19 protein-coding genes and 2 pseudogenes are annotated in these 19,107 nt (G+C 44.9%); 11 read left to right on the top strand and 10 right to left on the bottom strand.

Annotation, left to right across the window (positions count from 1 at the left end; genetic code table 11):
- From CWI32_RS04455 to CWI32_RS04435, 5 genes are all read left to right on the top strand, one after another.
- Nucleotides 1-1,554, top strand: a complete 1,554-nt coding sequence (locus CWI32_RS04455; RefSeq protein WP_100534720.1) for a 3-hydroxyacyl-CoA dehydrogenase — start codon at nt 1-3, stop codon at nt 1,552-1,554.
- An 11-nt stretch (nt 1,555-1,565) separates the two neighbouring features.
- Entirely contained in the window at nt 1,566-2,777 is a 1,212-nt protein-coding gene (pcaF, locus tag CWI32_RS04450) for a 3-oxoadipyl-CoA thiolase (RefSeq protein ID WP_100534719.1), read from the top strand.
- 60 nt (nt 2,778-2,837) lie between these two features.
- Nucleotides 2,838-4,130, top strand: a complete 1,293-nt coding sequence (paaK, locus tag CWI32_RS04445) for a phenylacetate--CoA ligase PaaK (protein WP_005247155.1) — start codon at nt 2,838-2,840, stop codon at nt 4,128-4,130.
- Between the two features lie 63 nt (nt 4,131-4,193).
- Nucleotides 4,194-5,132, top strand: coding sequence for a PaaX family transcriptional regulator (locus tag CWI32_RS04440; RefSeq protein ID WP_100534718.1), 939 nt, complete (start codon nt 4,194-4,196; stop codon nt 5,130-5,132).
- 31 nt (nt 5,133-5,163) lie between these two features.
- Nucleotides 5,164-5,763: a DapH/DapD/GlmU-related protein gene (locus tag CWI32_RS04435; protein WP_100534717.1), complete on the top strand. Its 600-nt coding sequence runs from the start codon at nt 5,164-5,166 to the stop codon at nt 5,761-5,763.
- A 55-nt stretch (nt 5,764-5,818) separates the two neighbouring features.
- On the opposite strand, the gene CWI32_RS04430 is transcribed toward CWI32_RS04435, so the two are convergent.
- Together CWI32_RS04430 and CWI32_RS04425 are read right to left on the bottom strand one after the other, a co-directional pair.
- Nucleotides 5,819-6,295, bottom strand: a complete 477-nt coding sequence (locus CWI32_RS04430) for a hypothetical protein (RefSeq protein WP_100355532.1) — start codon at nt 6,293-6,295, stop codon at nt 5,819-5,821.
- Nucleotides 6,296-6,397: 102 nt separating this feature from the next.
- Nucleotides 6,398-6,790, bottom strand: a pseudogene (locus CWI32_RS04425) (cytochrome C assembly family protein); the annotation flags it as partial.
- Between CWI32_RS04425 and CWI32_RS15495 the strand changes: the two are divergent.
- Nucleotides 6,779-7,048, top strand: a pseudogene (locus CWI32_RS15495) (class I SAM-dependent methyltransferase); the annotation flags it as partial. The pseudogenes CWI32_RS04425 and CWI32_RS15495 sit on opposite strands and share 12 nt — an antisense overlap.
- 60 nt (nt 7,049-7,108) lie before the next feature.
- On the opposite strand, the gene CWI32_RS04415 reads toward CWI32_RS15495, so the two are convergent.
- The 6 genes from CWI32_RS04415 to CWI32_RS04390 all read right to left on the bottom strand — a co-directional run bounded on the left by CWI32_RS04415 (nt 7,109) and on the right by CWI32_RS04390 (nt 12,902).
- Nucleotides 7,109-9,577 (bottom strand): bactofilin family protein, encoded by a 2,469-nt coding sequence (locus CWI32_RS04415; RefSeq protein ID WP_100534716.1) that lies wholly within the window; start codon nt 9,575-9,577, stop codon nt 7,109-7,111.
- A gap of 15 nt (nt 9,578-9,592) precedes the next feature.
- Nucleotides 9,593-10,219 carry a prepilin-type N-terminal cleavage/methylation domain-containing protein gene (locus CWI32_RS04410; RefSeq protein ID WP_100534715.1) on the bottom strand — a complete coding sequence of 209 codons (627 nt, stop codon included), beginning with the start codon at nt 10,217-10,219 and terminating at the stop codon, nt 9,593-9,595.
- 2 nt (nt 10,220-10,221) lie between these two features.
- A complete protein-coding gene (locus CWI32_RS04405; RefSeq protein WP_100534714.1) occupies nt 10,222-10,632 on the bottom strand; it encodes a type IV pilus modification PilV family protein in 411 nt (136 codons plus the stop codon).
- The gene (locus CWI32_RS04400; protein WP_100534713.1) at nt 10,604-11,119 is read right to left on the bottom strand and encodes a pilus assembly FimT family protein; all 516 of its coding nucleotides are present in this window, start codon (nt 11,117-11,119) and stop codon (nt 10,604-10,606) included. The genes CWI32_RS04405 and CWI32_RS04400 overlap by 29 nt, the downstream gene beginning before the upstream one ends.
- Nucleotide 11,120: 1 nt before the next feature.
- Entirely contained in the window at nt 11,121-11,537 is a 417-nt protein-coding gene (locus tag CWI32_RS04395; RefSeq protein ID WP_100534712.1) for a type IV pilin protein, read from the bottom strand.
- Nucleotides 11,538-12,092: 555 nt separating this feature from the next.
- Nucleotides 12,093-12,902, bottom strand: a complete 810-nt coding sequence (locus CWI32_RS04390; RefSeq protein ID WP_005095927.1) for a cytochrome C assembly family protein — start codon at nt 12,900-12,902, stop codon at nt 12,093-12,095.
- A 138-nt stretch (nt 12,903-13,040) separates the two neighbouring features.
- On the opposite strand from CWI32_RS04390, the gene ffh reads away from it, so the two are divergent.
- From ffh to CWI32_RS04375, 3 genes are all read left to right on the top strand, one after another.
- Nucleotides 13,041-14,447 (top strand): signal recognition particle protein, encoded by a 1,407-nt coding sequence (gene ffh, locus CWI32_RS04385; RefSeq protein ID WP_100534711.1) that lies wholly within the window; start codon nt 13,041-13,043, stop codon nt 14,445-14,447.
- A 150-nt stretch (nt 14,448-14,597) separates the two neighbouring features.
- Nucleotides 14,598-15,170, top strand: a complete 573-nt coding sequence (locus tag CWI32_RS04380) for an RBBP9/YdeN family alpha/beta hydrolase (RefSeq protein ID WP_005095930.1) — start codon at nt 14,598-14,600, stop codon at nt 15,168-15,170.
- Between the two features lie 137 nt (nt 15,171-15,307).
- A complete protein-coding gene (locus CWI32_RS04375; protein ID WP_100534710.1) occupies nt 15,308-15,913 on the top strand; it encodes an RBBP9/YdeN family alpha/beta hydrolase in 606 nt (201 codons plus the stop codon).
- Here the strand turns inward: CWI32_RS04375 and CWI32_RS04370 are convergent.
- Complete coding sequence (locus tag CWI32_RS04370) at nt 15,864-16,607, bottom strand: type III pantothenate kinase (protein WP_100534709.1); 744 nt, start codon at nt 16,605-16,607, stop codon at nt 15,864-15,866. The two genes, CWI32_RS04375 and CWI32_RS04370, sit on opposite strands and share 50 nt — an antisense overlap.
- Nucleotides 16,608-16,620: 13 nt before the next feature.
- Nucleotides 16,621-17,376, bottom strand: a complete 756-nt coding sequence (locus tag CWI32_RS04365) for a biotin--[acetyl-CoA-carboxylase] ligase (RefSeq protein ID WP_100534708.1) — start codon at nt 17,374-17,376, stop codon at nt 16,621-16,623.
- Nucleotides 17,377-17,403: 27 nt separating this feature from the next.
- On the opposite strand from CWI32_RS04365, the gene CWI32_RS04360 reads away from it, so the two are divergent.
- A complete protein-coding gene (locus tag CWI32_RS04360; protein WP_005095936.1) occupies nt 17,404-18,207 on the top strand; it encodes a sulfite exporter TauE/SafE family protein in 804 nt (267 codons plus the stop codon).
- A 199-nt stretch (nt 18,208-18,406) separates the two neighbouring features.
- Nucleotides 18,407-19,102, top strand: a complete 696-nt coding sequence (locus tag CWI32_RS04355; protein WP_100534707.1) for a GntR family transcriptional regulator — start codon at nt 18,407-18,409, stop codon at nt 19,100-19,102.
- The last annotated feature ends 5 nt before the right edge of the window (nt 19,103-19,107 follow it).

Here is a 19,107-nt window from a genome sequence, read left to right as displayed (position 1 = left end):
ATGCAACAGATCAATTTCGAACACCTCAAAGTTGCTGTGGTCGGTGCGGGAACCATGGGGATTGGCATCGCACAACTGGCCGCCATGCACGGGCATCCGACCTATGTGTTTGACCTCGATCGCAGCAAAGTTCAGAGTGCCTTGACTGCTTTAAAGGCGCAGCTTGGCAAGCGGGTACAGAATGGCAAAATGACCCAGCAATTGCTGGAGAGTACCTTCGCCAATCTGATCGTGGCAGAGGATATTCAGCAGCTTGCTGATGCGGGCTTGATTATTGAAGCCATTGTCGAGAAGAAAGAAGTGAAACAAAACCTGTTTCAACAACTGGCTGCCATTTGCCCGGAACAGACAATTTTTGCTTCCAATACTTCCTCGATTTCCATTACTGCAATTGCCTCGGCGATTCCGAATCCGGAACGGGTGATTGGGCTGCATTTCTTTAATCCGGCACCAGTCATGAAGCTGGTCGAGATTATCCGCGGACTGAAAACTTCAGCAGCCATTGCCGATGCGGTATTTGAATTGATGAAGGACTGGAACAAGGTTCCGGTACGGGCCAAATCGACCCCCGGTTTTATCGTGAATCGTGTCGCGCGACCGTATTATGCCGAAGCCTTTCGCGCCTTGCAGGAAAATGCCACCACCCCGGAACAGCTCGATTACATCATGCGCGAATGTGGCCGTTTTGCCATGGGACCATGTGAACTCACAGACTTGATTGGGCAGGATGTGAATTTCTCGGTCACGCAAAGTGTCTATCAGGAATTTTTCTATGAGCCACGCTACCGCCCATCCTTGATTCAAAAAGAACTGGTCGATGCCGGCTGTTATGGTCGTAAGTCCGGTCAGGGTTTTTATGATTACACGCAGTCCAAGCCTGCGCCTGTATATGAATTGCCAGTGTGTTATGCCAAGTCGCTGAATAAGCTCAAAGTCACGGTAAAAGGTGAATGGCTACATTCCTTAGCCCTGATTGAACGTTTAAAACAGGCCTCTCATGTAGAGCTGAGTTTTCAGGCGGCAGAACAGAATGAAATCCTGATTGGTGATCTTTCCCTGCGATTATCGCTCGGCGAGTCGGTTGAACTGGCTTATCAGCATGACCCCGTGGTGTTGATGGACTGGCATGCAGATTGGGAAAATGCCCAGGCTATTCCAGTCGTTGCATCACCGGCGTGTAGTGCTGAACAGCGCCAGGCAGTGGAGCTATTCCTTATAGGTATGGATATGATACCTATTTGGTCTAAGGATCATCCAGGTCTTTATGTTATACGTAGTATTGCCATGTTGGTGAATGAAGCCTGTGAAGCAGTATTGCATGCTATTGCATCAGAGCAAGATATTGATTCTGCTATGAAATATGGTGTGAAGTATCCTTGTGGTCCATTTGAGTGGGCAGACAGAATCGGATATTACACAATTTTACAAATTTTAGAAAATATGTATCGTATTTATGGTGAAGATCGCTATAGAACTAGTATATATTTAGCAAAGAAAGCGGTGCAGGGACATGCACAGGAAACTCAGCAGCAACCATTACGTGTTGCTGGCTAAAAGGAAGAATCATGGAACAGGTTTATATTTTTGATGGAATTCGCACCCCGATCGGACGCTATGCTGGTGGACTGAGCAGCATTCGTGCCGATGATCTGGCAGCGCTACCGATTCAATATTTGAAAGATCAGCATCCTACCTTGCCATGGGCAGAACTGGATGAAGTGATCTTGGGCTGTGCCAATCAGGCCGGTGAAGATAACCGTAACGTGGCGCGTATGGCTGCTTTACTCGCAGGGTTGCCTGAATCTGTTCCAGCACTCACCGTAAACCGTTTATGTGCCTCAGGTCTGGATGCGATTGGACTTGCCGCACGTGCCATCAAATCGGGTGAAGCACAGTTTATTTTGGCCGGTGGTGTAGAATCCATGAGCCGTGCGCCTTTTGTGCAATCCAAACCTACGACTGCCTTTAGCCGGACCCCTGAAATTTATGACACGACGATTGGCTGGCGTTTTATCAACCCAAAATTTAAAGCGCAGTTTGGCGTCGACAGCATGCCGGAAACGGCCGAAAACGTCGCTGAAAAATATCAGATCAGCCGTGCAGACCAGGATCTGTTTGCCTATCACAGCCAGCAGAAAACTGCAGTAGCGCAGCAGAAGGGTATTTTTGCCGAAGAAATTCTGCCGGTAGAGGTCAAAGGTCCGAAGAAAACCACCCTCACTATTTCCCAAGATGAGCACCCGCGTGTAGAGACGACGCTGGACAATCTGGCAGCCTTAAAAACCCCATTTCGTAAAGAAGGCGGTTCAGTCACTGCCGGCAATGCTTCGGGTGTCAATGACGGTGCAGCTTGCGTATTGCTGGGCAATCAGCAGTTTGCCGAGCAGTATGGTTTGAGCCCGAAAGCCAAAGTGATCGGGATGGCCAGCGCCGGTGTTGAAGCTAAATATATGGGTATTGGCCCGGTGCCAGCAGTACATAAAGTGCTGAAACAGACTGGCCTGAGTCTGGAACAGATGGATGTGATTGAGCTGAATGAAGCATTCGCAGCACAGTCGCTGGCCGTGATTCGTGAACTTGGCTTGCAAGACGATGATTCCAGAATCAACCCGAATGGCGGTGCTATCGCTTTGGGTCATCCACTGGGTATGAGTGGTACCCGTCTGGTGATTACCGCTATGCATGAACTGAAACGCCGTCAAGGAAAATATGCACTGTGCACCATGTGTGTCGGTGTCGGTCAAGGTGTTGCACTGGTTTTAGAAAATATGGATTAAACACATCATTCAATCAATGAATTAAACCGTGGTCAGGAAGACTGCGTCAGGAGTAAGAATATGAATAACAATGCAATGGAAAAAATTGAAAAAGTATCGGTTGATGAGTTACGCAGTGTCCAGCTACAGCGGATGAAAAAGACCCTGCAGCATGCCTATCAGAATAGCCCTGTTTATAAAAAGAAATTTGATGATGCGGGTGTGCATCCGGATGATTTTAATTCTCTGGAAGACCTGGCCAAATTCCCGTTTACCACCAAACAGGATTTACGCGATAACTATCCGTTTGGCATGTTCGCTGTACCACAGGAACAGATTGTACGTGTGCACGCCTCTTCTGGCACCACCGGTCAGCCGACCGTGGTCGGTTATACCCAGAATGATATTAATGTCTGGTCAGACGTGGTGGCACGTTCATTACGCGCAGCCGGCTTGAGCAGTAAAGATATCATTCAGGTGTCTTATGGTTATGGCCTGTTTACTGGTGGTCTAGGTGCGCATTATGGCGTTGAACGCTTGGGTGCAACTGTGATCCCAATGTCTGGCGGACAAACCGATAAACAGGCGCAACTGATTCATGATTTTAAGCCGACGGCATTAATGGTTACGCCATCTTATTGTCTGAATATTATTGAAGCGCTGGAAAAGAAATTTGGTACAGCCAAAAACTGTTCGATTAAAACCGGCGTCTTTGGTGCAGAGCCATGGACCAATGAAATGCGCAAGGAAATTGAAGAGCGTCTCGGCATTGATGCCTTGGATATTTATGGCCTGTCAGAAGTGATGGGCCCGGGCGTCGCCATGGAGTGTCTGGAATCCAAAGATGGCCCAACCATTTGGGAAGATCATTTTTATCCGGAAATTATCCATCCTGAAACCGGTGAAGTCCTGCCGGATGGTGAATTGGGCGAGCTGGTCTTCACCACCATTACCAAAGAAGGTATGCCGGTGATCCGTTACCGTACCCGTGATCTGACCCGTTTATTGCCTGGCACGGCACGTACCATGCGCCGTATGGACAAGATTGTTGGCCGCAGTGATGACATGATGATTATCCGTGGGGTCAATGTCTTCCCATCGCAGATTGAAGAGCAGATTTTACAGATCCAGCAACTGATTCCGAACTACCAAATCCAGATTTGCAAACAGGGACATCTGGATACATTGCATATCCGTACCGAAATGCGTAAAGATAGCAGTGACATTATGGCGCACCAGCTGGCAACTCAGCTTAAGGGCCAGATTAAAACTATGGTCGGAATCACGGTAAGTGTCGAAGTGTTGCCTGAAGGGAGCCTGCCACGCTCTGAAGGGAAGGCACAGCGCGTTTTTGATATCCGCAAGTCTGCATGAAGTACTATTGGATGATAGCCAAATGGTCTATCATCCAGTTTCTATAAGGTAAAGTTAAACGCAATGAATCCGAAATTAAAACAAATAATTGATGACTTTATTCAAAATGAAGCACTCAGCGGAACCTCATTAATCATGACCATCTTCGGTGACTGTATTTTTCATCGCGGTGGCATTATCAGTCTGGCCAGCCTGATCCAGCTCATGGATGTCTTCGGCTTTAATGAACGTTCAGTAAGAACTGCTGTATTTCGTCTGGTACAAAATGGCTGGCTGTTCTCGGAAAAAATTGGCCGCACCAGTTATTACCGTGTGACCGAAAGCAGCCGCCAGCGTTTTATTATGGCTGACCAAAAGATTTACAGTTTTAGCCATCAGGAATGGGATCAGAAATGGGATCTGGTGCTGCTCAGTTCAGTGGAACTGGACAATAAACTGATTCTGAAAAAAGAACTGGAATGGCTGGGCTTTGCCAATATCGCCACCAATGTTATGGCCTATCCGGGCTGTGACCACCAGAAACTGCAAAACCTGCTGCTGAATTTGAAAATGACCGATCAGGTGGTGGTGTTTAAAGCCGAAACCTTACAGCTCTGGCAGGAATCTTATCCAACTGTGAAGCGCATGGTTGCCACCAACTGGCCGGTGCAGGAATTACATCAGCGTTATGAAAAATTTATCACCGATTTTCGGGAATTCTTTCATCTGGTGGAACAGGAAGATGAACTGGATTCGGTTCAGGCTTTTCAGTTGCGAATTTTGCTGATTCATCAATTCCGCCGGATTTTATTAAAAGATCCGAATCTGCCTTTTGAATTATTGCCATCCAACTGGCTTTCCCTGAATGCCCGTAATCTGAGCAGCAATTTATATCAAACCGTGGTTGCGGCAGGTGATGAGTTCTTTATGGAGATCGCCCGAACTTCGGAAGGTTCGATGCCGCCGGTACATCCACAATTTTATAAACGCTTTGGCGGTTTGCGATTGGAAGCCGTCAGTTAATCTAATTCTGCATTTTTAAAGGAATAAAATAATGCCGTGTTATGCCATTGATGGTGTGATTCCTGTGGTCAGCCCTCGCGCTTATGTACATCCACAAGCCGTCTTGATTGGGGATGTGGTGATTGAAGAGGGCGTATATATCGGGCCTTTTGCCACCTTGAGAGCTGACTTTGGCGGGATTCACATCCAGAGAAATGCCAATGTTCAGGATTCCTGTACCATTCATGGCTTTCCCGGCAGTATTACGCTGGTTGAAGAATATGGCCATATCGGACATGGCGCGATTTTACATGGCTGTATCATTCGCAAAAATGTACTGGTGGGCATGAACAGCGTGATTCTGGATGAAGCCGAGATTGGTGAAAATACCATTATCGGTGCTAATAGTACGGTTAAAGCCAAAGCTCAAATTCCGGAAAACTCACTGGTACTCGGTAGTCCGGCGCGGGTCATCCGTCCTTTGGACGCCAAAGAAATTGCCTGGAAAAGCAAGGGAACGCAGGAATATATTCAGCTGACAGAACGCTGTCTTTCTTCGATGCAGGAAGTTGAACCGTTGTCTGAAGATTCAGCAGATCGCCTGAACTATCAGGCCTTTGATGCGGAATATCAAATTAAAAAGGATCATTAATTTAGCACTTGGCTGATGATTGTATCAGCCAAGTTTTTTATTTCATTTATAAAAATTATAAACGGCGACATTGACCTTCTTTGTCACCATTGACCCGGTTATTGCCACCGATCGGTTGAATGCGGTTGGATTCGCATTGCAAATTACCGTCAACCACATTGTCATTTACAGTAATTTTTTGGGTATTCTTTTTCAGCTGGATATCACCCTCTACCTGATTGGCAGTGAGCTGAATCGTCTGACCGCCTTCTAGCTGGATATTGCCGTCAATCCGGTTATGTTGCGCCAGAACCGAGCTAAAACGTCCTTTCGATTCCAGATTGCCATCAATCGCAGTATTTGAAATTACTGCTTGAGCACCCTGATACAGCATGACATTGCCTTTAATGTTGGCATTATCAATCTGACAGTTTTGGCTGATACTGACATTATCATCAATCGTGCGATCTTTAATGCTACCGTGACAGTGATAATCTGCGAAACTTGCGCTTGATAAACAAAGTAGTGCTAAACCTGAAAGTAATTTTATCATCATGATCCTTGGTGTATTTTTAATGCACTTTAACCATAATTTTTGAATATGACATTTTGATGACGGCACTCAAACGCAGTGTTGGCTTTAGGTTAGCGTATGTTAACGTACCAAAATCATTTCCAGCACGAATTTAGAACTAATAAAACCCAGTGCCAACAAGCCAAAACCGAACAGGGTAAAGCGCACAGCTTTCTGGCCACGCCAGCCAAACTTCCAGTGTCCGATTAATAGTGAACCATAAACCAGCCAGGAAATAATACTGAACGCAGTTTTATGTGTCAGATGTTGGGCGAAGAAATTATCGATGGTGAAAAAGCCAAAGCTCAAAGCGAGCGTAAGTAAAACAAAACCGGTCATCAGCATATCAAACAGGAGTGATTCCATGTCTTGATAAGAAGGTAACAAACTGACCCAAACCCGGCGTTTTTGCTTCTTTTTCATCTCGCGATCCTGAAGCCGCAAGATCACGGCCTGAATGGTCGCCATGTAGATGAAGGATATAAAAATCTACCATTTCCATTTCAGGAAATTTCAATTTCACCACTTATGCTTGAGGTGGAGTGGAATTTTTATCAGCTGATTGTTTATATGAGTACCTGGTCAGCCGTGAAAGCAGCAACTCAAGCACTCGGACATAATCCACTGAATGTACTGGCAGATGCCTTATTGCCAGAATGGGAAGATCCAGAATTGCCTAGAGTCATTCGCTGGCCATTGTCGGTGCGGGTAGGGAACATTCATCCGAAATGATATTTTCATACAGCTAAACTTCCGGATATTCAGCAACTAGATTCCTGGTATTGAATATCTTTAAATATATTTTGACCATTTTAACAATACATTTTCTACAGTACTGCCACTACTTGGAGCTGTACTACCTTTGTTGCTTGGCGCGATAAATTCAGAACGAGGCACCACAATATTAGAACCCGCGCCAAAGGTATTCTGTTGCTGGATGGTATTGGTATAAGGCGGCTTACCTTGGGTGCTGATAGCACCTACAATCGAAGGACCACTGCTACAACCAGAACTGCTCTCGACTGTACTTCTGGCATAGACATCTCCATAGACCTGTGCACAGGTGCCAACACGAATTACCCGATTTGACATCAACGCCACATAGCCCAGATCCAGTTTTTTTACCGCAGTACCATCAATCGTGACCATTAAAGAATTACCAGAAGCATCTTGGCCCATACGATAGGCAAATTCATTGGCACTTTTACACAGATTAGTCGGTGTCAAATAGCGGTTTGATTCAGTTGCAGGTTGAGTCAAGGGTGCACCTGAAATCGTAGTACCAGTGACAGTTTTATATGGCCGGTCACAAATCAGGGCTGCTGAACCATTCCGTAAAACGTTATAAGGTGAGTAGATATAAGGGGAGAGGGCAACGGCATCAATATCTTCTTCAGCCAGAAAAGTATTGGTAAAGGTACCTGTACGGGTATGGCCGGTTAAAATCAGTTTACCTTCAAAATAAAAAATCCCGGGTGCAAATGCGGCATTATCTAGAGGTGAAGCTTCTGAGGTTGTCCGGATATGCCAGGTATTCACCCCAGCAAGATAGTCATAATCATTATCCACTCCCAAGGTTTTCCCGACGCTGATCCGTGGTAAATAGCTGATAATCGGGCTGGTACAGGTGCCATTGCTTGCAGTCAGGCAGATCGCACCAATATATTTTTTGCCCCCATAACTGTAATCCCCAATGGCAAAACCACGTTCGCTGACTAAAGTTTTAGTCCCGTTGGCTGCCACGGCATATTGTTTATTGTCCTGATACAGATAAGTGATGTTGGTGGATTTATTTTGCAAATAATTCAGATAGATATAAGAGATGCCATTTTTTTTGGTAAAAATATAGTTAGCATCATATTTGTAGACGCGTACATCGACTTTGGTGGAGAAATTCATTTTGTCATCAATACGCTGGCTGATCAGTGCGGTATCTACTGTCCGGGGAATGGTAAAATCCAGTCCCGGCACTATTTTCTGTTTTTCATTGACAGAGCCTTTAATGCCCGACTTGATTCCAATCACTTCTCCGGTCAGATAAACACTGCCTTCAATATCTTTACCAATCAGTCCATCCAGTAAGCGTAAATTTTTATTGGCATAGACATTTTTGCCAATCCAGCTGGTACTGAGTCGTACCGCAACATTATTGGTCAATGAAATAGTATTGAGACCCTTAGCATAGACCGAACCATTGACCTTGGCATTGGTATCCAGATCAACATAATCATAGGCTTTGACATCACCTGTCACTTCACTATTAGAAATATCTACCTGTTTACCAGATTCAATATTTCCATAAACCTTACTAAAAATGGATACGGAGACTGCACCATGCGTCTGGATGGTATTGGCTTTGGCATTGGTTCTTAAAATGACTTTGTCATTCGAGTAAATATTTTGTACCGAAGAACCTTCAGCAATTTCGACTTCACCTTGGGCCTGGATCGTTTTAGCGGTAGAGTTGAGAGCAAGATGAACCCTGCTTAAAGAAGAAATATTTTCGGCATTCACCCCGGTTTGCAGTTTGACCCAGCCTTTGGCATTAATCTCCCCAAAGTTTCCAGGATTGGTAATATGTACATTCCCTCTGGCATTGATATCAATTTTGGTATTGCCGCAGCGGGTAGTGGAACAATCAATAATTACATCTCCAGTAGAATTGATGGTCAACTGGCTAATATTCCTGGTTTTAAATCCTGCTTGGATCGAGGTATTGCCATCCACATTTAAGGTGACCTGACTATTAGGTGTTTCAGCTTTGATTTCTGTACCGGACATAAAAGTTGTCCCGGTAAAATTCAGCGCAAGATTTTCCTGAAGAGCCGTGACTTGACCATTTTTCACTGTCAGTTCATAGACCGCCTGAATGGTAGTCGCCGCTTTGGCGGTCATGTTATTCGAGCTGATGTCAGCGGTCACGACACAAGTTGTTCCTGGGGCGGTACAGCCGGACACCCGAATATTCTGGGCAATAATCTCTTTACTGTTCGCTTCATAGCGTAAGGGTAGGGTTTTGCCATGGAGGTCAGCCACTTTGCTGACATTGATTTTGCCCTGTTGTAGCAGGTATTCACGAAAGGCGCTGACACCTGCCCAGCCCATCAACTGAGCATTGGTCTGGGCATGAGCAGCCACAGAGGCATCTTTTTTACTGGTTAAGGTTTTGGCCACAGAGGCTGTAATCAGCATTACACTGATGCCAATCAGCAAAACCAGCAAAATTGTCGCCATGCCTTTTTGATGATGAATCGCCTGCATCTGTGTTCCCCTTTACTAAGTGGCCTTGATGTTATTGAGACAAATCAGGCTTTGAATTTTTTCTCCCAAGCCTGTCATCTCAGGACGGAAAGCGGTCAAGCTGATCTGCTTTGTACCTACTGGAGTACTGTTAATTCCAAAAGGTCGGCACTCTCCCAGACTCAAGGCATAGCGAAAAATCGGCGTGGTGGAGTTATTGTTAATGGAAACAATGGCCTGACTCTCCTGCCAGGTTCCCTCAGTCAATGCAGTGGTCGTGCCACAAGCATCTTTTTTCATAAGTACCAGTCGATGTATTCTTAAGCCATTTTCAGTAGTGATTTTTTCAGCCACCCCCTGACACTGATAACTGACGGGAACACTGTCTAGCTCGGGGATAAAACGCCAAAAAACGGCCGGATTTCCAAAATGCGTCCCGATCTGAATATCATTTGCCGAGCCTGAACCATAACCGGCATTCTGAATAAATTTTTCCAGAACCAGTAAACCAGTCTGGATCTGGGCATCATATTCAGCACTTTGAGAAGAGCGGACCGAAATTTGTGAAATCTGTCTGAACAGCATCAGCAGCATAATCATGCATAATATGGAGATAAGCAGGCCAATCATCAGTTCAATCAGGGTAAAACCATTCGCACGCATATCTATTTCCCCACGATATAGCAATCAGAACTGAGGGTTCCCTCTGCACAGGATTGGGCAATATTCTTTTGGGTACTAACGGCCAGTACAGGCCATTCAACCGGAATCCCATTGATGTCAATTTTTTCGGTAGCACACGCCATGTGATAAGTTTGCTGGGCCAAACTGAAACTATTCAAATCAATCGAGCTGCAAAGTGATGCAGAAGCCGGAGTATTTAATGCATTTTGGAGTTTATTTTGCATGGTATTGATAATGATAGAGTTCACCTGCATCTCTTTTTGTAGCTTTAACATATAAGACACAGCGGCAGCACTTCCCAAAATGATAATACCGAAGATCATCAGAGCCACTAGAGACTCGATCAGGGTAAAGCCAGATTGTTTAAAAGAGGGTGAATTCAGCATTTTCATTATTCTTCTCCACTTTTAAACTCAGACTGCTACTGTTCACACAAGACGATCCGGCCGGTGCAATCAGTACGCCGGCGGCATTAAATGCCAGACATTGAAAAGCAGTCTGATCCTGGCGAATAACAATGCCTTGAGCCAAGGATGAACTGAAAAGAACGGTATGATCGGCAGATGCCACATTGCAGAGATCGCTACTATTTTGTGCAAGACGGAGTACAGATAAAGTATGCGAAAGTGCATTCCAGCACACACTCACTGCGGGATGGTTTAAAGGCTGGTTATTGGTATTTCTTAGGGCAGCAGTTTTGGCTTGGGCAACTGTATTTTTTAAAGTCGAAATTCCACTATTAATCTGGCTACGATCCACCCAGCTTCGCGTTAAGGCACTTCCGATCAAAAGCAAGATACTTAACACGGTAATGGTGATCATTAATTCGATCAGGGTGAAACCACCGGATTGGCGCAATTGAAAATGTTGTGAGCACATATCAGTTGGTCCACTCTGTATTTCCACAACCGGTTGCTGTGCGGGTGCCTTGATGGTTCAGACTGAGTTGGCAGTCTGCTACCCGTGAGTCAGTACCAGTGGCTTTCAATGTATAGGTGGAGCCATCAGTAGATTGATACTGATAGGAAAAAGTATCAGAGGTTGGGTTCCAGGTACTAAACATAGTACTGCTCTTTAAAGCAGCACTATTGCTGAGGTTTGCAATTGGATAATTTAAAGTACGTTGATAAAAATTTTCTGCTGAGAGGGATAAGGCAATTAAATTCGACTGTGCTTCTTTAATCTTCGACTTGGTAATATAGTTCTGATAACTGGGCACAGCAATCATCGCAAGGACTGCAATCACTGCCACCACAATCATCAGCTCAATTAAAGTAAAGCCTTTTATCTTATTCATATTTACCTCATCTTATTTTATTTATCCTTTTGAATAATTTGCAAAAATTAATGCAAATCCAGATTTTTCTAGAAAAGTATTATAATTATAGGTAAAAAATAAATAGAAAAATTTGAGAAACATGAATCATTACAAAACTAAAACTTAAGCTATATCAAGGAGTAAAAATTAGTAATCCATATAAGGTAAGGTGTAGTTTTTTTGTTATAAATCCAATATAAAAATGCGATGAAAAAGAGCTAAGTAATATTCGGATAAAAATTATAAAAATACTGTCTCGTGTTTGCATGGGTCTACAAGAAGCTTACTTGTCTTCAAGTATTTTCGTATAGAAAATGGGGAGTATCTGATCAACCATCAGAGCAGCGAAAAGCCTTGCAATATGACCTTTTGCAACAGTTTGTACTTAAGATTCTGCCTGTGTGAGGAGATGCAGAACTTAACAGGGAGATGTACTGGCCATTATCAGTGCGTGCGGGGCGTATAATCCTTTAAAGAATACTCAAGCTAAAGCCTTTTCATTGAACAATGAATTGAATATTTCAAGGCTCAGAATTATCGCCCCAAGATCATTTCCAGCACAAATTTAGACCCAATAAAACCCAGTGCCAGCAAGCCAAAACCGAGCAGGGTAAAGCGCACGGCTTTCTGGCCACGCCAGCCAAACTTCCAGTGTCCGATTAATAGTGAACCATAAACCAGCCAGGAAATAATACTGAATGCAGTTTTATGTGCCAGATGCTGGGCAAAGAAATTGTCGATGGTAAAAAAGCCAAAGCCTAAAGCGAGGGTAAGTAAAACAAAACCGGTCATCAGCATATCAAACAGCAGTGATTCCATGTCCTGATAAGAAGGTAATAAACTGACCCAGACCCGGCGTTTCTGTTTCTTTTTGAGTTCACGATCCTGCAGTCGCAAAATCACGGCCTGAATGGTCGCCATGAGCAATACGGCATAAGCAGATAAAGACAGGATAATATGAATATCCAGACCCAAAGAGTTTTGTGCGATGATTTTTGCAGGCTGGGTAAAGACAAAGCCGAGAATTAAACCCGTGGCAGCCACTGGAATCCCGATCAGATTCAGGGCAATAATTGGACGATAAGTACTGTAAATAATGCTGAGTAACAGCATCAGACCAGAGGTAAAGGAAAACAGGGCAAAGACATCATAATTGATGCCAAGCGGGGTGTGCATATCGCCATATAAAACCAGCGCATGTAAGCCCAGTCCAAGCAGGGCAGTTAGCGAAACAAACCATTGATTAGGAGCACGTTTAGACATTAAATGAATGAACAGATACCAGAAGGAAGCGGTATAAGCGACTAATGCTAAGATCGTATAAACCAAGGGGAGGCTAACCATGTCAAACCTTTTTAAGGGTGATGAATATTCATTTATATAAATTCGCTGCGAACTACAGTATCCTATAGCATTCTATGCATAAATTTTCTATTTTAAGAAACAATTTTTTGCTCATGGCTATTTTAAGCGGATTTTGCAATGTTTGATACCTTAACAGAACGACTCACGCAGAGTTTAAGAAATGTTACTGGCTCAGGGCAGCTAACCGAAGACAATATTAAAGATACGTTACGTGAAGTGCGTATGGCGCTTCTTGAGGCCGATGTTGCGTTACCTGTAACTCGTGAATTCATCGCGAAAGTTAAGGAAGAAGCATTGGGCCAGGAAGTGATGACTCAGTTATCTCCTGGACAGGCTTTTGTCAAAATCGTTCATGACGAATTGACCAAAATGATGGGCGAGGCCAATGAAAGCCTCGACCTCGCTGCAAAACCACCTGTTGTTGTCCTGCTGGCAGGTCTACAAGGTGCGGGTAAAACAACAACCGCAGCGAAACTTGCACGCTTCTTACAAGAACGTCAAAAGAAAAAAGTCGCGATGGTATCTGCTGACGTATACCGTCCAGCAGCGATCAAACAGCTACAAACGGTTGCAGGCGAAGTAGGTGCGATTTTCCTGGAATCTAGCGCAGACGAAAAACCGATTACGATTGTGAATCGCGCGATTGAACAGGCAAAAATCCAGTTTGCCGATGTGCTGATTGTCGATACGGCAGGTCGTTTGCATATCGATGATGACATGATGGGTGAAATCAAAGAGCTGCATGCAGCGATTAACCCGACTGAAACCCTGTTCGTGGTCGATGCCATGACCGGTCAGGATGCAGCAAATACTGCCAAAGCATTCAACGATGCCTTGCCTTTAACTGGTGTGATCCTGACCAAAACTGATGGTGATGCGCGCGGTGGTGCGGCGCTTTCAGTACGCGCGATTACTGGCAAGCCAATTAAATTCTTGGGTATGGGTGAGAAACTCGATGCCTTGGAGCCATTCCATCCTGAGCGTATCGCGCAGCGTATTTTGGGTATGGGTGATGTACTTTCTTTAGTCGAAGAACTTGAACGCAAGGTCGACAAAGAAAAAGCCGAAAAAATGGCAAAAAAACTGCAAAAAGGTGGCAGCTTCAACTTTGAAGACATGCTGATGCAGTTTGAGCAGATGAACAAGATGGGCGGCATGATGGGCTTCCTGGACAAACTTCCTGGCATGAGCAATGCCGGTCTGCAAGATGCGTTGGCGCAAGCCAATCCTGAAAAGCAGGTCAAGAAAATGGAAGCGATTATCCAGTCGATGACCCTGAAAGAGCGCCGTAATCCAGACCTGATGAACCCAAGCCGTAAAAAACGTATTGCAGCAGGTTGTGGTATGGAAGTAGCAGAAGTCAACAAACTGATCAAGCAACATGCCCAAATGGCCAAGATGATGAAAAAATTTGCCAATCCATCGGGTATGGCAAAAATGATGAAATCACTCGGTGGTTTGCAGAAACAGTTTGGCGGCGGTGGCGGCATGGGCCCACTGTTCGGCGGCAATGACAAGAAATAAGATTCTGATTTAAAAAAGGCGCGAAATGCGCCTTTTTTATTATGTATCAATCAGAAAACCGGTTTAAACAAAACAACATTTACTTACCCAAAATAAAAATCCAATCAGGCAGACTCAGGAACATCAGCACAAAACAAAGAGAAATTTAAAATGGCTCAAGTGATCATCGTCCATGGTTATACTGCAAGCCCGGAAGAAAACTGGTTTCCATGGATTCAGGAAAAAGCCCAACAGGAAAATGTCAGCTTAAAAGTACTGCGACTTGACCCATCGACCACACCCAAGCTAGAGGTGTGGGACCAGCAAATGCGTGAGCAGATTGAGGGGATTGATGAAGACAGTATTTTTATCGGGCATAGCCTAGGAACTGTGGCTGTATTGCATTACTTATCCAGAGAGTTAAAACAGCAAAAGATTCAGCAATTGGTATTGATCGCAGGATTTAATGGCCGCTTGGGTCGTTTAGATGAAGTCAATCCGTTTATTGATGCTGCTGAGATCGATTTTGATCTGCTTAAACAGCAGGTGGCAGAACGGGTGGTGATTTATTCTGAAGGCGATGATCGGGTGGAGCCTGAATTTAGCCTGGAACAGGCAGACAGTCTGGATGCGATTGTGGTGAGTGCCAAGCATCAGGGACATTTTATCGATTCAGAAGGCTGTACCGATCTGCCAGAACTCTGGAAAGTGATTGAGCCTTATCTGATTAAAGCTGAATCTTAAGCAGGTTGTTGGATTCGTTCAATTTGTAAATTGAGTCTGAGATGGGATGCAAAAAGTTACTTGAATTTCATCTTCAGACTGTTTAATAGTAGTTTTTGTCAAAGCACTTTGTGCTCAATTATAATAAGTAAAACACGATGAAAAATATAATCAACAAAGTCTATATCGTGCCTGATTATCAGGCCACCTCAAATGACCATTGGTATCCGTGGCTGAGTCGCCAACTCAAAAATGTCGGTGTTGATTCAAAACGGATTATGCTGGCCAATCCTTTTCAGCCTGATCTAGAAGAATGGCAGCAAAATCTGAAACTGCATATTCCACATCTGGATGAGCATACGTTTTTAGTTGCCCATGGCCTGAGTGGACTCAGTGTTTTAAGTTTTTTACAGCAACATTATCTCCAGCAGCACCGCAAGACCGGCGGGGTTATTCTGGTTTCAGCTTTCGATACACCGCTGGTGGCCTGGTCGGAACTGAATAAAATGCTGCAGGCGACACGACTGGATCTGAACAACCTGCCGTATAGCTATAAACGCGCGGTCATACTGATCTCCAGTAATGATCCTTTTGTACCTGCACCGGTTTCCCTGCGCCTGGCCCACAGCTTAAATGCTCAAATTTTTGAGATTAAAAAAGCCGGACATTTTAACAAATGTGATGGATTTACCGAATTTCCTCAATTGCTCGAAATCATGAAACTGTATTTGGCAAATGAGCCGCAAAATGCTGCAAACCTTTAAGCAGAAGATCAGGTTCAATCCTCGGCTGATACGGCTCAAGATGTTGGGCAAACAGTGGAGCATCTCCACCGGTTAGTACCAGCTGTGCCGGAAAATCATGCAGCACTTTTTCAATGGTGCTGAGCAGACCGAGCAGAATGCCATGATGTACTGCATCGATGGTATTGCGTCCGGGATTGAGCTCAGAAAATGCGGCATCCGGAATTTTAATACCTTTGGTATTCTGAATCAGTGCATCACGTTGTAAATATAAATTTGGCAGAATAAAACCGCCTAAATGTTGTTGTCCTTGAATCAGGTCAATGGTCAGCGCTGTACCACAACTAATCACACAATAATTCTCATGAGGCTGGGTCGCGACAGCAAGTACCTGTAGCCAGCGGTCAATCCCCAGTTGTGCCGGTTCATCATAGCCACAAATCAGGCCAGCATATTGGGCCTGCACCTGAGCAAAAATCACTGGAATATGCAGACCATCTAATATACTGAGAATGCGCTCATTATTGACCTTGTCCTGAACCGAAGACAATCCGACCTGATCCAGATCCAGCGTTTTAAAGTGCTGAATCAGGCCAAGTAACAAATCGGCAGGGGACTGTAAATGTAATTCCGCTGCATGTTCAATGATCTGATCTTGTTCGGTAATCCAGTATTTGAGTCGGGTATTGCCAATATCTAGCCATAGTTTCTTCATGGATTATGCCTGTTCAAGGATTATTTTTGAGCCGTAATTGACCTTGGTAAAAGATGTGGACACCTGTTTCAGTTGCGATTTTAACAGCGCCATCATCCTGAATACCCAGAAATTTTCCTGAATATTGCCCTTGCAGATCGGTAAATTCAACCCTCTCTTGGATAAAAGCGGCATGTCGATTGAAACGACCAGACAGATTCTGGCTGCCATAACTAAACCATTGTCTGGCTTGCTGAATCGCCAGATACAGTTCTGCAATCAGCTGAATGCGTGAACCCGGATGCAGGCCCAACTCATTCAATGAGGTCACTTGCTGCTCGGGAACCTCAGCAGACATTGGGCTGAGGTTGATCCCGACCCCGACCACCACCTGCGTAGGTGAAATCGGTTCCACCAGAATGCCGCCCCATTTGCCTTTGACGCTATACAGGTCATTCGGCCATTTTACTTGCAAGTCCAGCCCTTGTAGACTGGGCATTTGCAGGATATTTAACGCAATTTCCAGAGCCAAACGGCCATCGATGGGTTTTTGTGTATGCAGCAATGTGCTTAAATAGATATTCCCTTCAGGTGAAATCCACTGACGCTGGCGCTGTCCACGGCCTTGGGTCTGCACATGGCTGCAGACCAGAACCTGCTGTACCCCCTTGGTTGCCAATTCCCGCACATCGTCATTGGTTGATGTGGTAATCGGTTTGATGAGCAATACTTCCGGAAGCTGGCCTGCATCGCTTAATCGTTGTTGCAGTTCACGAGTTTCTACATCCATTTGAATCTAAACGTGGTAAATATCGTTATGGAGTTAATCATATATTTATTGATTGGTGCAATTGCAGGATTTACCGCTGGCCTGTTTGGGGTTGGTGGTGGTTTGATTATTGTGCCGATTCTGTACATTGTTTTTACCCAGCTCCAGTACGATCCCAGCGTGATTATGCACATGGCGGTGGGGACTTCTCTGGCTACCATTATTGTCACCTCGATCAGTTCTGTCATGGCGCATCATCAAAGAGGTGCCGTGTTGTGGTCGGTATTTCGTAATCTGGCACCCGGCTTGATTATTGGTTCCTTCCTGGGTGCAGGGATTGCTGACTATTTATCTGGTCAAGGCTTGCAGCTGTTGATCGGGTTCTTTGCAGTCTGGGTGGCGTTTAGAATGTTTAAAGGCGCCAATGTTCAGGTCGATCCGAATAAAAAATTGCCTTCAACCCCGGTACAACTCGCTGCGGGCGGTGGGATTGGTGTGGCATCGGCGATCTTTGGGATTGGTGGCGGTAGTCTGACAGTCCCGTTTTTGAATCGCTGTGGCATCGTGATGCAAAAAGCCGTGGCGACCTCTGCGGCTTGTGGGTTGCCGATTGCCGTGGCAGGCGCACTGGGCTTTATCTGGTTTGGTCAACAGGCCCAGGTCGCAGTACCAAATACGATTGGCTATATTCATATCTATGCCTTTATTGGCATCAGCATGATGAGTTTTTTTACCGCCAAACTCGGTGCAAAAGTGGCACATTTACTTTCACCTGCGGTACTGAAAAAATGTTTTGCGGCTTTACTGACCACCGTCGGTCTGTATTTTATTTATCAAGGTTTTATGGCCTGATTTAATTTTTTAGGTTGAACTGATGTATCACCTAAGGAGAATGGTTCACTATTCTCCTTTTTTATGAACTTGAGTTGGCTGTAGAGACACAAGATTGTCTGACAATGTCACAGTATTCATCGAAAAAATTCTGTCTAATAGCAATATAGCCCAAATCATGGGCTGAACCAGTATCCATAAAAATAAAGACAGGAACGGTATGCCATTAGAACAAGCACACAGTTTGTCTGAGCAGATTGCCAAACACATTAGCGAACAGATTATTCGTGGCGAATTGGTCGAAGGCGAACGTATACAGGAACTCAGGATTGTCTCGGAGCTGGATGTCAGTCGAGGGTCAGTTCGTGAAGCCCTGCTGTTGCTGGAACGCACCCAGCTGATTGAAATTTATCCGCGTCGCGGTGCCATTGTCTCGGAAATGTCGGCCTTGCAGGTGCGGGCCTTATTTGATATTACCTCTTTATTGCTGGGGCAGATGGTGCATCGTATGGCTGAAACCTGGCGGAGTCATGAAGCCGAGCGCATTCAGCTATTATTAGAACAATTAGAAGCAGAAACTCGCCAAGGACATACAGAAAAGTTTTATGATCTGATCTTTCAGGGCATGGCCCAGCAACATGAGATGGTCGGAAATCCCTATCTGATGCGCTACTATCAGGATCTGTTACCTTGCTTGCGGCGTAGCTATTTCCTGACCCTGAATATTTCCAGACGCGAGTTACAGGAATCTTTCGACTTATTTAAACTGGTCACTGAAGCAATTCTGATACGAAAAACCCATCAGGCCGCTTTATTTATGGAAGATTTTTGTCGACACTTACGCAACCTTGTGTTGGAATCTCTGACACGGATGAAACAAATTGAACTCGCGTGGGCCAGACGCTCACGACGTTAAATCAG

It is taken from the genome of Acinetobacter pseudolwoffii (assembly GCF_002803605.1).
In the GTDB taxonomy this organism is placed as follows: domain Bacteria; phylum Pseudomonadota; class Gammaproteobacteria; order Pseudomonadales; family Moraxellaceae; genus Acinetobacter; species Acinetobacter pseudolwoffii.
Note: the sequence above shows the minus strand (reverse complement) of the source record. Positions and strands in the feature narration are given on the sequence as shown.